This is a genomic window from Paenarthrobacter sp. NPDC092416, assembly GCF_044755025.1.
Classification (GTDB): domain Bacteria; phylum Actinomycetota; class Actinomycetes; order Actinomycetales; family Micrococcaceae; genus Arthrobacter.
Window position 1 is genome coordinate 74,561 of record NZ_JBIVQG010000009.1, and the last position, 16,538, is coordinate 91,098.

General features: G+C 63.8%; 11 protein-coding genes and 1 riboswitch. Of the genes, 3 read left to right on the forward strand and 8 right to left on the reverse strand.

All coding sequences use genetic code 11. The features are described 5' to 3' along the window. Positions 1–18: 18 nt before the first annotated feature. Entirely contained in the window at positions 19–1,038 is a 1,020-nt protein-coding gene (locus ACIQC5_RS16735; protein ID WP_400284716.1) for a LacI family DNA-binding transcriptional regulator, read from the reverse strand. Positions 1,039–1,176: 138 nt separating this feature from the next. Here ACIQC5_RS16735 and ACIQC5_RS16740 point away from each other — a divergent pair, with 138 nt between their 5' ends. After that, a complete protein-coding gene (locus ACIQC5_RS16740) occupies positions 1,177–2,973 on the forward strand; it encodes an alpha-glucosidase (RefSeq protein WP_400284719.1) in 1,797 nt (598 codons plus the stop codon). 46 nt (positions 2,974–3,019) lie between these two features. Here the strand turns inward: ACIQC5_RS16740 and ACIQC5_RS16745 are convergent, their stop codons facing one another. The 7 genes from ACIQC5_RS16745 to ACIQC5_RS16775 all read right to left on the reverse strand — a co-directional run bounded on the left by ACIQC5_RS16745 (position 3,020) and on the right by ACIQC5_RS16775 (position 13,787). Beyond that, positions 3,020–5,023, reverse strand: coding sequence for a glycosyltransferase family 39 protein (locus ACIQC5_RS16745; RefSeq protein WP_400284722.1), 2,004 nt, complete (start codon positions 5,021–5,023; stop codon positions 3,020–3,022). Positions 5,024–5,025: 2 nt separating this feature from the next. Then, a complete protein-coding gene (locus tag ACIQC5_RS16750; RefSeq protein WP_400284725.1) occupies positions 5,026–7,086 on the reverse strand; it encodes a glycosyltransferase family 39 protein in 2,061 nt (686 codons plus the stop codon). Next, a complete protein-coding gene (locus ACIQC5_RS16755) occupies positions 7,083–8,402 on the reverse strand; it encodes a glycosyltransferase (protein ID WP_400284728.1) in 1,320 nt (439 codons plus the stop codon). The genes ACIQC5_RS16750 and ACIQC5_RS16755 overlap by 4 nt, the downstream gene beginning before the upstream one ends. Positions 8,403–8,630: 228 nt before the next feature. Further along, positions 8,631–9,446 carry a hypothetical protein gene (locus tag ACIQC5_RS16760; RefSeq protein ID WP_400284731.1) on the reverse strand — a complete coding sequence of 272 codons (816 nt, stop codon included), beginning with the start codon at positions 9,444–9,446 and terminating at the stop codon, positions 8,631–8,633. Positions 9,447–9,449: 3 nt separating this feature from the next. Then, positions 9,450–9,634, reverse strand: a riboswitch (cyclic di-AMP (ydaO/yuaA leader). A gap of 109 nt (positions 9,635–9,743) precedes the next feature. After that, positions 9,744–11,237, reverse strand: coding sequence for an ATP-binding protein (locus ACIQC5_RS16765; protein ID WP_400284734.1), 1,494 nt, complete (start codon positions 11,235–11,237; stop codon positions 9,744–9,746). A gap of 3 nt (positions 11,238–11,240) precedes the next feature. Next, positions 11,241–11,981, reverse strand: a complete 741-nt coding sequence (locus ACIQC5_RS16770) for a response regulator transcription factor (RefSeq protein WP_400284737.1) — start codon at positions 11,979–11,981, stop codon at positions 11,241–11,243. A 585-nt stretch (positions 11,982–12,566) separates the two neighbouring features. Beyond that, on the reverse strand, positions 12,567–13,787 hold the full coding sequence (locus ACIQC5_RS16775) for an IS110 family transposase (RefSeq protein WP_400284740.1): 1,221 nt from the start codon (positions 13,785–13,787) through the stop codon (positions 12,567–12,569). Positions 13,788–14,036: 249 nt separating this feature from the next. Between ACIQC5_RS16775 and ACIQC5_RS16780 the strand changes: the two genes are divergently transcribed. Further along, positions 14,037–14,939: a hypothetical protein gene (locus tag ACIQC5_RS16780; protein ID WP_400284743.1), complete on the forward strand. Its 903-nt coding sequence runs from the start codon at positions 14,037–14,039 to the stop codon at positions 14,937–14,939. Positions 14,940–15,585: 646 nt separating this feature from the next. Continuing rightward, positions 15,586–16,452: a winged helix-turn-helix domain-containing protein gene (locus ACIQC5_RS16785; RefSeq protein ID WP_400284745.1), complete on the forward strand. Its 867-nt coding sequence runs from the start codon at positions 15,586–15,588 to the stop codon at positions 16,450–16,452. Positions 16,453–16,538: the final 86 nt, after the last annotated feature.

Below are 16,538 nucleotides of genomic sequence, written 5' to 3' on the forward strand. Positions count from 1 at the left end.
CCCAGCTGCCCGGGCCGTTTAGGCTGCGGACCTGACGGGACCCGTGGATCCGCGGACCAGTAACCGTGGGGCCGGCAGCAGGATGTCCTCGGCCGGGGTTCCATTGAGATACTTGAGCAGCAACTCCGCCGCGGCTTGTCCCCACAACAGCGGATCGGCCGCAATCGTGGTCAGTGGCGGATTTAGATATTGGGTGATTTCGGTGTTGTCGTAGCCAGTGATGGACAAGTCCGCCGGAACGGTGAATCCCCGCGTTTGGGCCAATGATTGTCCGGCGATGGCCATGAGGTCGTTGGCATAGACAATGGCGGTCGGCCGGTCTTGGCGGCTGAGGAGGGAATCGGTGGCTGCTGCGCCGCTGGCAGCGGTGAAGTCCGCTTCAATGAAAAGGTCATCCTTGAGTCCTGCTGCTTCGAGGGTCTTTGACCAGGCCCCACGTCGGCTGCGGCTGTGAATGTAGTTCTGGGGGCCGCCGACGTGCGCAATGCGGGAGTGCCCCAGCGAGATCAGATGTTCCACGGCGGAGGTAATGCCGTCAGTATCGTCCATGCAGACTGCGGGAAAAGGCGAGTGCGCTTCGGGACGGTTAAGTGTGACGGCGGGCAGGCCCAGTTCGCCGAGCAAGGCAATACGGGAATCGTCGTTCCGCATGTCGGTGAGGATGACCCCGTCAACGCGGCCGTCCTCAGCGAGCTTTCGGTAGCTTTGCTCCTCTGTTTCGGGTCCGGAAGCGATGGACAGGACCAGGGTGTACTGATGCTCTACCAACGTGGTTTCAATCCCTGCGATAAAGGCCGGGAAGAACGGGTCTGTGCTGAGTAGTTTCGCGTCGCGGGCAACCACAAGGCCCAACGCATAAGCCTTGGACGAGGACAACCCCTTGGCCCGGATGCTCGGCTTCCATCCCAACTCCTTGGCAACTTGGAGAATCCGTGCCCGGGTGCCTTCACTGACGCCCGGTTGGCCGTTCAACGCGTACGAGACAGCGCCCTTGCTGACGCCGGCTGCACTCGCGACATCGTTGATGGTTACGGCCATTGCGCCTCGATTCTTCATTGGGTGACCGGCATCACTTTACCGGTTCAGTTGTTTGTAAGTAAACCGGTTCAGTTGGACTAAGTCAAGGCGTCCACTATTGCTGATAGATCCGGCAAGGGGGTCGCCTAGGATGTTCCGATGGTCTCTGAATGCACCCCTGACGCAGGAACACCGACAGCAGCCCCTCATGGTCACGATGCCTCGGGCAACGCTTCCGCTCCGGATCCGGGTTGGTTCAAGAGTGCAGTGGTGTACCAGGTCTATCCCCGTAGTTTTTGCGATTCGAATGGCGACGGCGTGGGCGACTTGCAAGGCATCATCGGCAAACTCGACTATCTCCACGCTCTGGGTGTGGACGTCCTTTGGCTCTGCCCCGTCTACGTTTCGCCCCAGGATGACAATGGCTATGACATCAGCGATTACCGTGACATCGATCCTGTCTTTGGATCTCTTCAGGACATGGACACCTTGATCGACGGCCTGCACCTGCGGGGTATCAAACTCATCATGGACCTCGTGGTCAACCACACCTCGGATGAGCACCCATGGTTCGTGGAATCGCGCTCCAGCCTGGAGAACCCAAAACGCGATTGGTACTGGTGGCGGTCAGGGTCCGGTGACGCATCAACAGGAAACGTTGGAGCCGAGCCCAACAACTGGGGTTCGGCATTCTCCGGGCCGGCATGGGAATTCGACCAAAAGACCGGTCAGTATTATCTGCACCTTTTCTCAAAAAAGCAGCCGGACCTGAATTGGGAGAATCCTGACGTTCGTGACGCCATCCACGAAATGATGAATTGGTGGTTGGACCGGGGTGTGGACGGTTTCCGGATGGATGTCATCAATTTCATTTCCAAGGATCCGGACCTGCCCGACGGTTTGAAGGACCCAACGAGCCGCTACGCGGATGGAAGCCCGCACTACGTCGGCGGGCCGCGCGTACACGAGTTCCTGCAGGAAATTCATCGAAAAGTCTTCGAACACCGCTCGGGCCAAATGCTCACGGTCGGCGAGATGCCGGGGGTGAGCATAGAGGACGCGGTCTTGTTTACAGATTCCGCTCGCAAGGAACTGGACATGATTTTCCAGTTCGACCACATGACACTGGACATGGAGGGCGGCAACAAATGGCTGCCCAAGGTGCTGCGGCTCACGGATCTCAAGGCGTCCCTTGGGCGTTGGCAGGAGGGCTTGGCCGACGGCGGCTGGAACAGCCTTTTTTGGGGAAATCACGATTCCGCCCGCGCAGTGTCCCGCTTTGGCGACGACGGCAACTACCGAGAGCAGTCAGCGAAAATGTTGGCCGGTGTACTGCACCTGCACCGGGGCACGCCATACGTGTACCAGGGCGAGGAACTGGGCATGACCAACATGGACTTCGACCTGATCAGCGAGCACCGCGACATCGAAGCCCTCAACTATCACCGGGAAGCCACCACACACGGCGCCCAAAACGATGCCGAAGTCCTCGCTGCCCTGAAACCCTTGAACCGCGACAATGCCCGCACTCCGTTCCACTGGAACGCCACGGCCGATGCCGGCTTCTCCACCGGCTTACCGTGGATGGGCGTCAATCCCAATGCCGTGCAGATCAATGCCGAGACCCAAATCAGCGACCCCGGATCGGTCTTCCACTTCTACCGGCGATTGATCGAACTTCGCCACAAGGACCCTGTGGTGTCACAGGGGGACTTCACCATGCTCCTGCCCGAGGACGAGTGCATCTATGCGTTCATTCGCTCGCTCGCCGGGATGGAGATGCTGGTCCTCGGCAACTTCTCAGGTTCGGACGTAGCCGCAGCAATCGGCGATGACTCGTGGGCACACGCCGAGCAGGTGCTGGGAAACTATCCGGCGGTGCCTTCGCTCGGGTTGCGTCCTTGGGAGCTGAAAGTCTTCCGACGCTGCATCGCTTCGCGCCGAGCGCACCCGTAGTTACAGGGTTACAGGGGCGCGCGGCGGAAAATGGTGCGACAGAGAATCACCCCGGTAACTCGTAGACCGTGGTCCCGCCGATGATCTGGGGGTCGTAATTGGCAGCCACCCAGGCAGCGATTTCGGCGGCGGCGTCGGACCCGCCGTTGCCCTGCATGACCCGGCTGGCGATGAAGTAGTGGATCTTCCCGTCCGCCACGAGTTGCTGGAATTGAGCCAGCGTCGGTGAGGGGTCCGTGCCGTTGAATCCACCGACCGCCATGACCGGCAGGCCCGTGGCCAGCTGGTAGCCGGCGGCATTGTTGGAACCCACGACGGCGGCCGCCCAGGTGTAGTGGTAGGCGTCGGCTTTGAGCGCGGTCACCAGTTCGGACGACGGCGTGGCTGCGTTGAGCAACCCACCCATGCCGCCCGCACCCTGGCCTCCAGCCGGGCCGCCCGTGGTGCCCTGTTGAGTTCCGCCAGGGGTAGTGCCCGGCCGTCGGATGCCTGGTGGTGTCCCGTTCCCACCAAGCGCGACGCCAAACCCGGCAGCAGCGGCAGGTCCTGCGCTGACTATGGCCCCGGTGTGCGGAACGGAAGCCGTGGCCACCGAGTACGCCAGCGGACCGGCGAGCGACGCCACCACGGCGATTCCCGCCGTCGTCCGCGTCAGCACGCCTGACCGCCAACGGCCGGCCAGCGAAACCGCGAGTCCAGCCACGACGGCACCCAGCAGAACAGTCCACCGCAGCCATGGGAGGAAGCTCGGGGTTCGGCCGAGGATGGTGAACGCTGTCAGGCCCGCCGCCACAACGGCGGAGCCGAGCAAAACGGCAACCGGCACTTGCGCTCTCCGCTGCCACAGCACCACGCCGCCCAGCCCCGCCACGCCCGCGATTCCCGGGGCCAAAGCCACCGCGTAATACGGGTGGATGATGCCCTGCATGAAACTGAACACCAGACCCGTCACCACCAACCAGGAACCCCACACAATGACCGAGGCGCGAATGGCGTCGGTACGCGGCGAACGGCGGCCCAGCCACAGGAGTGCACCGCCCAGGATCAACGCTGACGGAATGAGCCACGCGATCTGTCCGCCGAACTCCGTGCCGAACATGCGGAACAGTCCGGGGTCGCCCCAGCCGTTGCCACCGCCGCCCACGCTGCCGGTTTCTTCGCCGTTGAGCCGGCCCAGTCCGTTGTAGCCGAAGGTCAGCTCCAGGACCGAGTTGTCCTGCGAGCCGCCGATGTACGGGCGTAGCTGAGCAGGGACGAGTTCGACGACGGCAATCCACCACCCAGCCGACGCCACCATCACCCCGCCCGCAGCGAGCAGGTGAAGGATCCGACGGCCAAGCTTGGGCGACGCCGTCATCAGGTATGCGAGCGCAAAGCCCGGGACCACCAGGAGGACTTGCAGCTGTTTGGTCAGGAAACCGAAGCCCAGGAAGACGCCGGCGAGCACCAACCACCGGAGCCGGTTGTCCTGAATCGCCCGGAGCACCGCATAACCTGCAGCGGTCATGAGGAGCACCAGCAGGGCGTCGGGGTTGTTGAACCGGAACATCAGCGTGGCCACCGGCGTGAGCGCCAGGATCGTGGCTGCCAACAATCCCGCACGATGCGCCAAGCGTGCGCTGCCTGTGGCAGGAAGGGCTGAACGTCGGACGGCAAGGTAGAGGATCCAGGCCGTGGCCACACCCATGAGGGCCTGCGGCACCAGGATGCTCCACGAACTCAGCCCGAACAAGCGCACAGACAGGCCCGTGATCCACAGTGCTGCCGGCGGCTTGTCCACGGTAATGGAGTTGGCGGCGTCGGAGGAACCGAAGAACCAGGCCGTCCAGTCCTGTGAACCTGCTTGAGCCGCAGCGGAGTAGAAGGCATTGGCCCAACCTGAGGTCCCCAAGCCCCACAGATAGAGGGCCGCCGTGCCCAGCAGGGCAAGGGCCAGTTCCAGTCGATGCCTGAGGTGTCCGGCCATTTGGTGACGGGCAACGGCGCTCGCCGATGGATCTGCCGGGACGCCGGTCAGAGGGTCGGTGCGCGGCCTGAAATAGGTCGTCATGCTTAGCCCGCCAACTTGTAGATCGTCGAGCCGCCCACAATCTGGGCTTGGTAGTTGGCGGCTACCCATGCCGCGACGTCGGAGTTGCCTCCACCGCCGCCCATGCCACCGCCGCCCATGCCGCCACTTGCTATGAAATAGCTGATCTGGCCGTTGTCTACCATTTTCTGGAACTGGGCAAGAGTGGGGTAGGGGTCACCGCCGTTCCAACCGCCCAAAGCAATCACATTCGTGTCGGTGGCAAGCTCCAAGCTCGCTGCCTGGGTTGCGCCGGAGACTATTGCGGACCACTTGGTGGTGGTGGATTTCAGCAGCGCAGCCAACTCGGCGTTCGTCGTGCCTTCGCCTTCCGGGCCACCTTGGATGGCTGGTGAACCTGGGATTCCCGAGGAGCCCGCCTGTGAATCCGGGGCGCCCGCTGTGCCACCGGGCCCCGTCGGGGCCTCGCCGAGCCCGGCTGTGCCACCGAGCCCCGCCCTGGCACGCAAACCGCCGGTCGCCGCTCCGGTGGGTCCCGACGTCGGGATGGAACCTGAATGGGGAGTGGCGGCCGTGGCGAGAGTCCAGGCGGTGGTGCCGAGTCCGCTGGCCAGTAGCGAGACGATGATGACTGCAGCGGAAGGCAGGTGCCGCAACCGGCCGCCCTGGCCCATTCGACGCAAGTCCAAACGCAGCAGCAGGGCAACGGCCGCGAGCGCACCAAGCACCACCACGGCAGTCCGCAGCCAAGGCATCCACGAAGCATCGCGCCCCAGCAGCACGGCAGACCAGATCGATGTCCCCAAAACCACGGAGGCGAGGACGATGCGCGCAGGCCAGTGAGCCCTGCCGCGCCAAAGTTCAACGCTGCCGATCCCCACCAGTGCCGCGATGGCAGGGGCCAACGCCACGGCGTAGTAGGGGTGCACGATGCCACTCATGAAGCTGAAGATGCCTGCGGTCACCAGCAGCCAGCCGCCCCACATCACCAGAGCCGCACGGTTGCCCGATGTCCGGACTTCCCGCCGGGTGAACCAGAGCCCGGCAACGAGCAGGATCAACGCCGCCGGGAGGAGCCAGGAGATTTCGCCGCCAAAGCTGGTGCCGAACATGCGGCCGAGGCCGGCGGCACCGCCGAATCCAGTGTTGCCGCCTCCTCCCATTCCGCCACCGGGCATGCCTCCGCCTGCGCCGCCTTCGCCGGAGCCGGTAATCCTGCCCAAGCCGTTGTAGCCAAACGTCAGCTCGAGGAAACTGTTGCTTTCGGAGCCCGCCATGTATGGCCGGTCCGACGCCGGGGTCAGTTGGAAGAGCGCAATGTAGGCACCGGCAACCGCCACAATCCCGGCGGCCGCAGCGAGCAAATGCAGGATCCGGTTGCGCAGGCTTGTGGGAGCGGCCCAGAGGTACGCCAGGCCGATTGCGGGGACGATCAGGAACCCTTGCAGCATTTTGGTCAGGAAAGCCAACCCGATCACTGCACCGGCGGCGGCCAGCCACTTCCAACCGGCCTTTTCGATCGCGCGGGTGGTCAGGTAAGCGGCCAGGACGAGGCACAGTGTGAGCATCGCGTCCGGGTTGTTGAAGCGGAACATCAGCGCCGCCACTGGAGTCAGGGCGAGGGCACCGCCGGCGATCAGACCCGCTGCCGGGCCGGAGACTCGCTTGACCGTGAGATACAGGAGCCCGACGGCGGCCACGCCCATAAGTGCCTGCGGCACCAACATGCTGGTGGGGGAGAAGCCGAAGATCCGGCCTGCCAAGGCCGGGATCCACAGGGATGCGGGCGGCTTGTCCACCGTGATGGCGTTGCCGGCGTCGAGCGAGCCGAAGAGCAGGGCGGTCCAGTCCTTGGTGCCTGCTTGGACGGCTGCCGCATAGAAGGAATTGGCGTACCCGGTTGCCGCCAGGTTCCAGAGGTAGAGGAACGCCGTGGCCACCAAAAGCACAAAAGCGGAGGGCCGAACCCAACGGGGCTGCGCGCCGAAGGCCAGGCGCTGGAAGCGTGCCCGTCCGTCGGTGGGGCTTGCGGCTCGTGCCGTGGAGGTTGCAGCGGAGTCAGCGGGCAAGAGTGTGGTGTTCACTTGGCAACCGCCTCCGACTCCGGCCGACGGAAAACCCACAGCCGGAACAGCAGGAACCGGGCAACTGTGGCGGCGAGGTTCGCGCCAACTACAGTCGCCACCTCAAGCCATCGGTCCGGCGTCGTACTTCCATGCACCAGGGCGAGCGCGCCCGAGGTGAGTGCGAGCCCGATCCCGAACACGATCAGCCCCTCGAAGTGGTGCCGCACGGCGTTGCCGCCCTGGATGCCAAAGGTGAAGCGGCGGTTGGCGGCCGTGTTGGCGATCGCGGTGATCATGAGTGCCAGGAAGTTGGCCAGCTGCGGGTCCAGGAATCCCCGGCAGAAAAGGAAAATCAGGAGGTACGCTACCGTGGACACCGCGCCGATGGCGCCGAATCGGACCAGTTGCCCGAACAAGCTGCTGCGCGGGGTCAACTCTGAAGTGCGTGACGACGCCGGCAACGGGCCGCGGGCTAAAGCGGCTCGAAGCTCGGGAACAGGGATGTGGCCGCTGACCAGGTCCCGGGTGAGGCGCGCCATGCCGCGCAGGTCTGCCAGGGCGGTTCGTACGACGTCGACGCTTGAGTTGGGATCGTCGGTCCAGTCCACCGGGACTTCGTGAACGCGCAAACCGCAGCGCTCAGCGACCACCAAGAGTTCGGTATCGAAGAACCAGGACTTGTCCGTGGTGTGCGGCAGGATCCTGTGCGCGACGTCGGCGCGGATCGCCTTGAAGCCGCATTGCGCGTCTGAGAACCGGGCGCCCAAGAGGGTGTGCAGCAGGATGTTGTAGCCGCGGGACACGAATTCGCGCTTGGGCCCACGGACCACCCGGGCTGTCCGAGCCAGGCGTGTGCCGATTGCCAGGTCTGAATGCCCGGAGATCAGCGGCGCCAGCAGCGGAGCGAGTGCTGCCAAATCGGTGGAGAGGTCCACGTCCATGTAAGCCAACACGGGTGATGACGACGCCAGCCAGACTTGGCGCAAGGCGTTGCCGCGGCCCTTCTCGTCGAAGTGCATGACCGCCAGTTCGGGCAGTTCGCGTGCCAGCCGTTCAGCGATCTTCAGCGTGTTGTCTGTGCTCGCGTTGTCCGCCACCGTGATCCGGAAGGAATGTGGGAATGAGTCCACCAAATGCCCGTGCAGACGCCGCAGGCACTCCTCGAGGTCGGTTTCCTCGTTGTAGACCGGAATCGTGACATCCAGGACCGGCACCGTGGTCCGGGTATCCACGGGAGAGCGCCGCGGCTGCCGCAGTGGCACAGCCGGGGCAGCGAAGCGCCCCGCATGGGCGGGGTTCGGCAGTGCGCTGGTGGCGGGATCTGTGAGCGTCATGAATCCAGCGTGCGGCCGCCAAATTTGAGGGCTTTAGGCGGAAGCTGTGATGCGACTGTGTAACTGGGGGCGTGTGCCTGGCCGTGTTGGACAACGCGAAAGCCGCCCCGTTTCCCGCCGTCCGCACCAGTTGGTACTGGTGCGGACGGCGGGAACCGGAGCGGCTGTCAGGCTGTGCGGCGAGTTGAGCCCGCTGGGGTGGGCTCAAACCTCCAAGCTGGTGCCGGCTTAGTACCAGTTGTTTGCCAAGTGGAAGGCCAGGGCGGCCGAAGGGGAGCCGTAGCGTTCCTTGATGTAGTTCAAGCCCCACTTGATCTGCGTCTGGTAGTTGGTCTCCCAGTCAGCGCCGGCGGTGGCCATCTTGGAGGCCGGCAGCGACTGAACGATGCCGTAAGCGCCGCTGGAGGTGTTCAGCGCAGTGGTCTTCCAGTTGGATTCCTTCTCCCAGAGGGTGTTCAGGGCTGTCATTTCGCCCGAGCCCCAACCATAGTTGGCCAGAATGCTCGCGGCGTATGCCTTCGCGGCTGCGGGATCGTCCACTGCCTTGGGAGCGGCAGCTGCCGCTGCGGCGGCAGCTTCGGCAGCCTTGGCCGCGGCGGCCTGCTCTGCGGCAGCCTTCTCCGCTGCGGCCTGGTCAGCGGCCGCCTTTTCTGCGGCGGCCTTAGCGGCTGCGGCCTGGTCAGCGGCGGCCTTTTCTGCGGCGGCCTTAGCGGCAGTGGCCTTCTCAGCAGCGGCCTGCTGTGCTGCTTCGGCCTGAGCTGCGGCTTCAGCAGCGGCATTTTCCTGGGCCCGGCTATCGATTTGGGCGTTGGCCTGGGTGGAGGACACCTGGCTGATCTCCGGCGCATTGAACGCGCTGGCAGCTTGCCCAAGCGAAGCGACACCCAAAGCGGCAGCTACGACGCCGGCGACAACCGACATGCGGTGTCCGGACTTGCCTTGGCGTGCGGCGTTCTTCAGAACGGTCTGTGACTTGGTCAGGGGAGCATGGTGTTCGTCGCGGTGACGCGCGGAATGGCGCGTCTGATCCTTGAATTCAGACATGTGTGATTACCTCTCAGCGCCTGCGGAGTTAGCTGTCGGGTTCGGATGAGGTCATCCGGCCGCGCGTGTAGCTGCGGCTTCACCCCAAGGGCGGCAAAAATGCCTGGCCCGGAGACTCTGGGTCCCCCGTCTCTGCCTCGAATGAGAACGGAACTCCGGGAAGTGGCAGAGCTCGGCGCATCCCGGGTGTGGGTCAGTTAGGGGCGACCCACCCTTTCGACGGTACAGGAGGTTTTGGCTTAAGTCACATTTAGGTAACAGAGATCACGAGGCCGGTGCGTCGCCTTGCCTGATTCGTTATATGTGCTGGTTGGCTACTGTGGGGAGGCGAAGGGCGAATTCTGTACGTCCTGGCTTGGACGTAACCTCGACGCTTCCGCCGTGTGCCTCGACGATGGACTCCACAATGGAAAGGCCTAGCCCAGAGGTCCCTTCCGACCCCGATCTTGCCACGTCAGCACGGGCAAAACGCGAGAAGATCCGGCCCTGGAAATCGGCAGGAATGCCAGGTCCGTTGTCGGTCACCGTGACTACTGCGCTGCCGTCTGCAGAGAGCATGACACCCGTGACCACGGTGGTGCCGGCCTCGGTATGTTTGCGGGCGTTGGACAGAAGGTTTGCCAGCACTTGATGCAACTGCGCCGAATCGCCGCGCACCGTGACAGGCTCGTCAGGCAACTGCAATTGCCAGATGTGGTCCGGAGCCATGACCTTTTCGTCGCTCACGGTCTCGATCACCAGTTGCGTCAGGTCCACGTCTCCCACCTTCAAGGGCTGGCCCTCGTCAAGCCTTGCCAGCAGCAGAAGGTCTTCAACCAGGGTGGTCATGCGCTCGGACTGGCTTTGTACCCGGGCCAGCGACTTCCGTCCATCGTCGGTGAAGTTCTCGGTCATGCGGAGCAACTCGGTGTAACCGCGAATGGCGGTCAGCGGGGTCCGGAGCTCGTGCGAAGCGTCCGCGACGAACTGACGGACTTTGGTCTCGCTTTCCTGCCGGGCTTCCAGGGCGCTGGAGACGTTGTTGAGCATCTGGTTCAGGGCATGGCCAACGCTGCCCACCTCGGTGCCGGGATGCGACGCCGACGCCGGTACCCGCACCGCGAGTGCCACCTCACCGGCGTCGAGGGGCAGTCGTGAAACCTTCGTGGCGACCTCGGAGAGCTGTTCCAGCGGCCGCATGGTCCGGCGGATCACAACGGTTCCGGCGAGGCCGATCAGCACCAGTCCGCCCAACGAAACGAACACCATGGTCCACACCAGCGAGGCCTCGGTGCTTTGTTTATCCGAAAGCGGCAGGCCAGTAACAATCACGTCGCCGTAGGCAGTCTCGACAGCAACCAGCCGGTAATCGCCGTTTGAGAGTGAACGGTCCACGGGCCTGTTGTCCCGCGGGAGGGACAACAGGACCTGTTTGTCTTCCGTGGAGAGCGCGGCGCGGTTGCCGGCGGCATCGATAAGGCCCGAGCTGCTAACTGTCGAACCGTCGATCCGCGCGTTGAGCGTCCCCGCACCCTGACCGCGCGCCTCCAGGGGATCGGGCCGTCCGGTCGAGGGAAAGTTCGACGGCGGCCTGCCGAAGTCATTCGCTCGGCGGGACGCCTGCTCCAGCTGGGAGTCGAGTTGCTTGTTGAGGAACAGATCCATGGAGGCGTAGCTGACCAGGCCAACCGCGCCGCAGATGGCAACGAGCAAAGCCATGGCTACGAGCACCAAACGGGTGCGCAGGTGCCACGTGGAAGGGTTGAGCCAGCTCCGTTGGGTCTTCCGGGCTACTCCTGAAAGTGTGGTCAAGGCTCAGTCCGCAGGCTTGATGACGTACCCGGCACCACGAACAGTGTGAATCATAGGCGGGTGGTTGGCTTCAATCTTCTTGCGCAGGTAGGAGATGTAGAGTTCCACGATGTTCGCCTGGCCGCCGAAGTCGTAATCCCACACACGGTCCAGGATCTGGGCTTTGCTGACGACTCGTTTCGGGTTCTCCATGAGGTAGCGCAACAGCTCAAACTGTGTTGCAGTGAGCGGGATGTCTTCACCTGCGCGCGTCACTTCCCGGGTGTCCACGTTCAGGGTGAGGTCGCCCACAACAAGTTCCGCGGTGTCCATGGCGGCAACTCCGGAGCGTTGTACCAAGCGGTGGAGACGCAGCAGGACTTCCTCCATGCTGAATGGTTTGGTGACGTAGTCATCGCCCCCGGCTGCAAGTCCAACAATGCGGTCCTGGACGGCGTCCTTTGCCGTCAGGAACAGGGCCGGAACTTCCGGGGCGAAAGCACGGATCCGGTTGAGGACTTCCACGCCATCAAAACCGGGCAGCATCACGTCCAACACCAGGACATCGGGACGGAAATCCTTGGCCAGCTTCACGGCCTCCGGCCCGTCGCCGGCAACGGCCACGGACCATCCCGCCATTCGCAGGCCCATGCTCATGAGCTCGGCAAGGCTGGGTTCGTCGTCCACCACCAAGGCGCGGATGGGTGTGCCGTCCGGGTGGGAGAGCTGGGGAAGGTTGTTTGTCATGGAGTGCGAGGAGGCCATGGGACAACTCTCCATTCTGCTGGTTTGCCGGCGCTTTGCCGATCCTGTGAGCACGCTGTGAGTTCAACACTAGCTGGCTATGGGTCTTGTCAACCTCGCGTTTGGGCACAATGATGCACGCCCTGTGTCGGAGGGTGTTTGGGGGGTGTATGGGAGCGGTTTGGGTGGCTGGGCCGGCGTTGTTTCCGGTCCGCGTCCACGCTGACTTATGCGACCTCGAGGCGTTGGGGCCCCGGGTCATCTGGCGTCGTTCGGGCTGTGGAGTCGGGGCGAAGGACCGGGCACCATGCTAGTCCCGGCGTAACGTGTAGGTGTCCGCCATAGCGAGGTCGGTGTCTGGTCCGGTCCTTCGTCGGTTCCAGCGTCTCACCGCTGTTCTATGTTGTGAAGGACGGGTGGTAAACCCCTTTCGATTCGTTGACCTTGGGTCTTGCAGGGGCCGCGCAGAAATGATCTGTGACCGGCTCTTCACTGTCAACGTCGTTCGTCCTCGCTGCGCTCCGGGCGCTCCACGTTGACCGCTTGCCGAGCCGACCGACAGGATTCGCCGGTACCCCCCTCTGGAAAGGCCGCGGTGCAGGGTGGTCACGCCCAGCGGGAGGGGTCGTAGGCTGCGTGGTCCCGGACCATGGCGTAGGCGATCTTGTTGGCCCGGTGGGCCATCGCGCAGGCAATGATTCCGCCCTGTTTGCCCCGTTCCTTCAGGCTGGCGGCGTACGCCCGGCTGGGGTTGTCGGCCAGCCATAACCCGATACCAAGGTCGATCAGGGCCCGACGCAGGGCCACGCTGCCTTCCCTGCTGATCGTGCCGTCGCGCCGTTTGCCGGCCGATTCGTACTGGGCCGGAGATAATCCAGAGGCCCGGTAAATCTGGGACGGGCCAGGCCAACGGGCAGGGTCTCCCAAAGCTCCTCCGTAGTTCCCGGCCCGGACCAAACCCCACCCAGGTGTTGTCGTCAGGGTCGCGAACGGACTCAGCGGCAATAACCTGGCGAACTGGGCCTCGGCCGCGGTGATTTGTGAGCTGAGTTCTTCCAACAGCAGCAGATCAGCAGCAAGAACCTCCCGTGCCACCGCAGCGTCGGTCGTCTTTAGTGCGTCGTTGGCGGCTTGGACCAGCCGCTCAGCCAGAGGGCGGCGCACTTGCAGGCCCCGGTTGGCGGCGAACCGCACGAAGCGGCCAGCACCCAGCGCCGCGAGCCGCTTCGGGTCAGCAAATTCGGCCGCGATGAGCCTTCCCACCTTGGTTCCGAGCACATCCGGCAGAGCCAGCGTCAGCCCTGGGAAGGCCCGGTCCAACTGGCCCAGCAACTGATTCTTTGTCGCCGTCCGGGTCAGCACCCGGCGGGTCCTGTGGGCCGCCCATGCACCAAGTTCACCGATCACGGTCGCATAAGGGATGACAGGTATGCCACGGCCTGCCAGCACCAATTCGGTGATCGCTTCCAGGTCCAGGGCATCAGTTTTGATTCTTCGGCGTCCCTGTACCCGTCTCTGCTCGGCCACGTGCGCGGGATTGAGCTCGAGCACCTGCCATCCTGCAGGCCATACGGACCCAGACAGCAGCGGTCGATGGTAATGCCCCGCGGCTTCGATCCCGACTCTCACCGGCACATTGGACCCGGCCAGCCGAGAGCGGATAAGCGCCAGCACTGCTTCCACACCGGGACCGGTCATCTGGAAATCCACCGGGCCCAACAAACGGTGCCGACCCGCATCGGTGACCGACAAAGCCACCGCGGTCTTACCGACATCAACAGCGACCACAACAGGCACGCCACCAGGCAGAACAGACTGAACACTCACACCAACCACCTCCGAAACCAGAAGGAAGCAACGGAAGAACCGCGGCCCCCTGAAAGGAACCTGATACACCCGTCCTGACATCTCCGGAGGCGTTTGGGAAGGCTAACTCAACTCATATCAGCGAGGTGGGCGCAGGGAAACACGCGTATCCACAGGTCACAGGAGCAACTTCTCCTCAACACAGCCCCAGCACAGCAAGGGCCCGGACGCTGGGTCGTACAAGGACAAGCAATCCCTACGGAGAAGATCATGAACGAGCAAAACCGTCCCTCCATGCCGCAAGGTTCCCCGACGCCGACGCCGACGCCGACGCCGGCGACGCTTCCGGTGCCGCAGCCTGTTGCGCCGGAACCTCAAGGCCAAGCCCTTGGAGCAGGGCAGTCAACAACTGCCGGGCAACCACCAGCGCCCGGCCCCGGTTCATCGTGGGCGTGGAGCCAATCGGACGGACCCCAGCCCCTCGGAGTCCAACCGTCGGCTGGGTGGGGAGCGCCGCCGTCGGGCGGTCAACAGCCCGGAGTTCCGCAGCCCGGACAGCCCCAGCGCTGGACCATGAAGCGGACGCTGATCGTGGCGGGCGTTGCAGTGGTGGTTGCCGCCGGAACGGCTGCGGGATTCTATTCACTGGGCAGTGCCGGATCAGCGGATGCCGCCAACGTTCCGCTGGACCAAACCGGAGCCGGTGGGCTCGGCGGCCAGCAGGGACAAGTGGCACCGGGCCAAGGCAACGGTCTGGGGCAGGCGCCACCGGGCCAAATGGGCGGCATGGCTCCTGACGGGTTAGGCATGGCAGGCGGCCTTAGCGCGGCCATCCATTCGGAGTACGTCATCCTCCGTGAACAGCAATACGTGACAATGGTCGACCAACTGGGCGTCGTTGCGGAGATCTCATCGGACTCTGTGACCCTCAAGAGCGAGGACGGATTCACTCGCACCTACGCGCTGACTGACGATACAACGGTTGCCCAAGGTAGCCGACAGCGTAGCGGCACGCCCGCCACCACGCTCAGCCTGGCCGATGTGAAGGCGGGTTCCACCATCCGTGTGACAGCCGCCAAGAATGGCGACACCTACACCGCGGAGTCCATCCGGCTCACGAGCACTACGACATCCGGGCAGGGCTCAACGTCCGGGCTGGGGGCCGCATCGTAACGAATAGGTTGGCCGCCGCACGCGACGCCTCATTCAGGACTTGCTGGACTGGACGCGGGATGGGATTGCAGGTGCGCCTGCGACGTCCACATGTTCGTGGAGCGTAGTTTCTACGTCTTGTAGCAGATTTTGGGGCAAAAAATCGAGATCGTACACGGTTGCGACTGGACAGCAAGTGTTTCAGATCGTGAGATTCCGCTGTTCGCTGCCCGGCGGGAATCAAAGTGGACATCATGCCCTATGAGCCGAAGAAAGTTCACAGAACAACGAATATTTCTGGCCAAATCCGAATGAAATGACGTTCATTTTTACCGGACCCTGAATTGTGATCTGCAGCACAATAGTGCCTTGTGTCTCAAAATGTGGACGGTTTGGCGCTTTGTTACTTGCGTGTTGGCATTGTTACGTTGCACACTTCCAATGTGAACAAGAACTCAACAGCACCTGCAGCCGCAGCAATCTGGCCCAGCGCACCCGCTGGCGATGAGACCCGCTGTTGTCGAATGCAAGCCTAACTTTCCACCCCAAGAAGTTTCAGGCATTCGCCCCCTAGCCCAACGTTGGGCGCCCCTCCCCAAACTCATTGCGGGGACAACCAGCATTCGAAGCCGCGATGACGGCTATTCACTTTTGAGGTAAGCAATCCATGTCAGTTGCATCCGGATACGTCCACATCTCCGTCCGTAACGCCAACAAGGCCGCTTCAAACGCAGGGCTCCGCCCCGGCTTCGGCAACCGTCCCGGCTATGCGCCGGCCGCTCCGGGCAATGGCCAGCAAGCCCCCGGCTATGTGCCGCAGGGCTACAACCCCAACTCGTATGGCCAGTTGCGCGCCGTTCCCGCCAACGAACCGGCACCCATGACGGCGCCGACTCCCGTCATTGCCCAGTCCGAACGCCTGCGTCCCGTTGCCAATGACAACGTGGCCCGCGGCTTCGTGCTCTACATGGGCATCGACGAAGAAACCGCGGCCGCTGCCGGCACGTCCATTGCCAAGCTCGCCCAGGAAATCCGGGCCTACGCACAGTCCCTCGTGACCGGTGCCGAGAGCTACGCCGCCGTCGCCGTTGCGCCGGCCGGGGCACCCGGGTCCGCGCTCGACGTCGTACGTTCCACTTTCGGTGACCCCACCGTGGCCGCCCGCCAGCGCGCCGAAGCAACCCGCCCGGCACCTCAGCAGGAAGCCCGCCCGTCCGGCGTGCTCATCGACCTTGCCCGCCGCGAAGTCCACCTCGATGGCGAATCCCTGAACCTCACGTTCAAGGAATTCGAACTGCTCAACTACCTCGTCGAGAACGGCACGCGCACTGTGGGCCGCGACGAACTGCTCGAAGGCCTGTGGCGCAACGCCGAGGAAGTGCCCAACGAGCGCACCATTGACGTCCACATCCGCCGCCTCCGCTCGAAGCTGGGTCGCCTCGCCAACACCGTCCGTACGGTTCGCGGCCAGGGCTACCGCTTCTACGAGCACCCCGAGGTCATCGTCTGGGCCGCTCCGGAATACTCGATTTAGTCTTTGCGCTCCGCGGCCGGGAGGCGGCACGATCCCTCGGCGCCTGCCTTCGGCTTCGGTGTGTGGTCGCGTGTATTGGCCTCCGC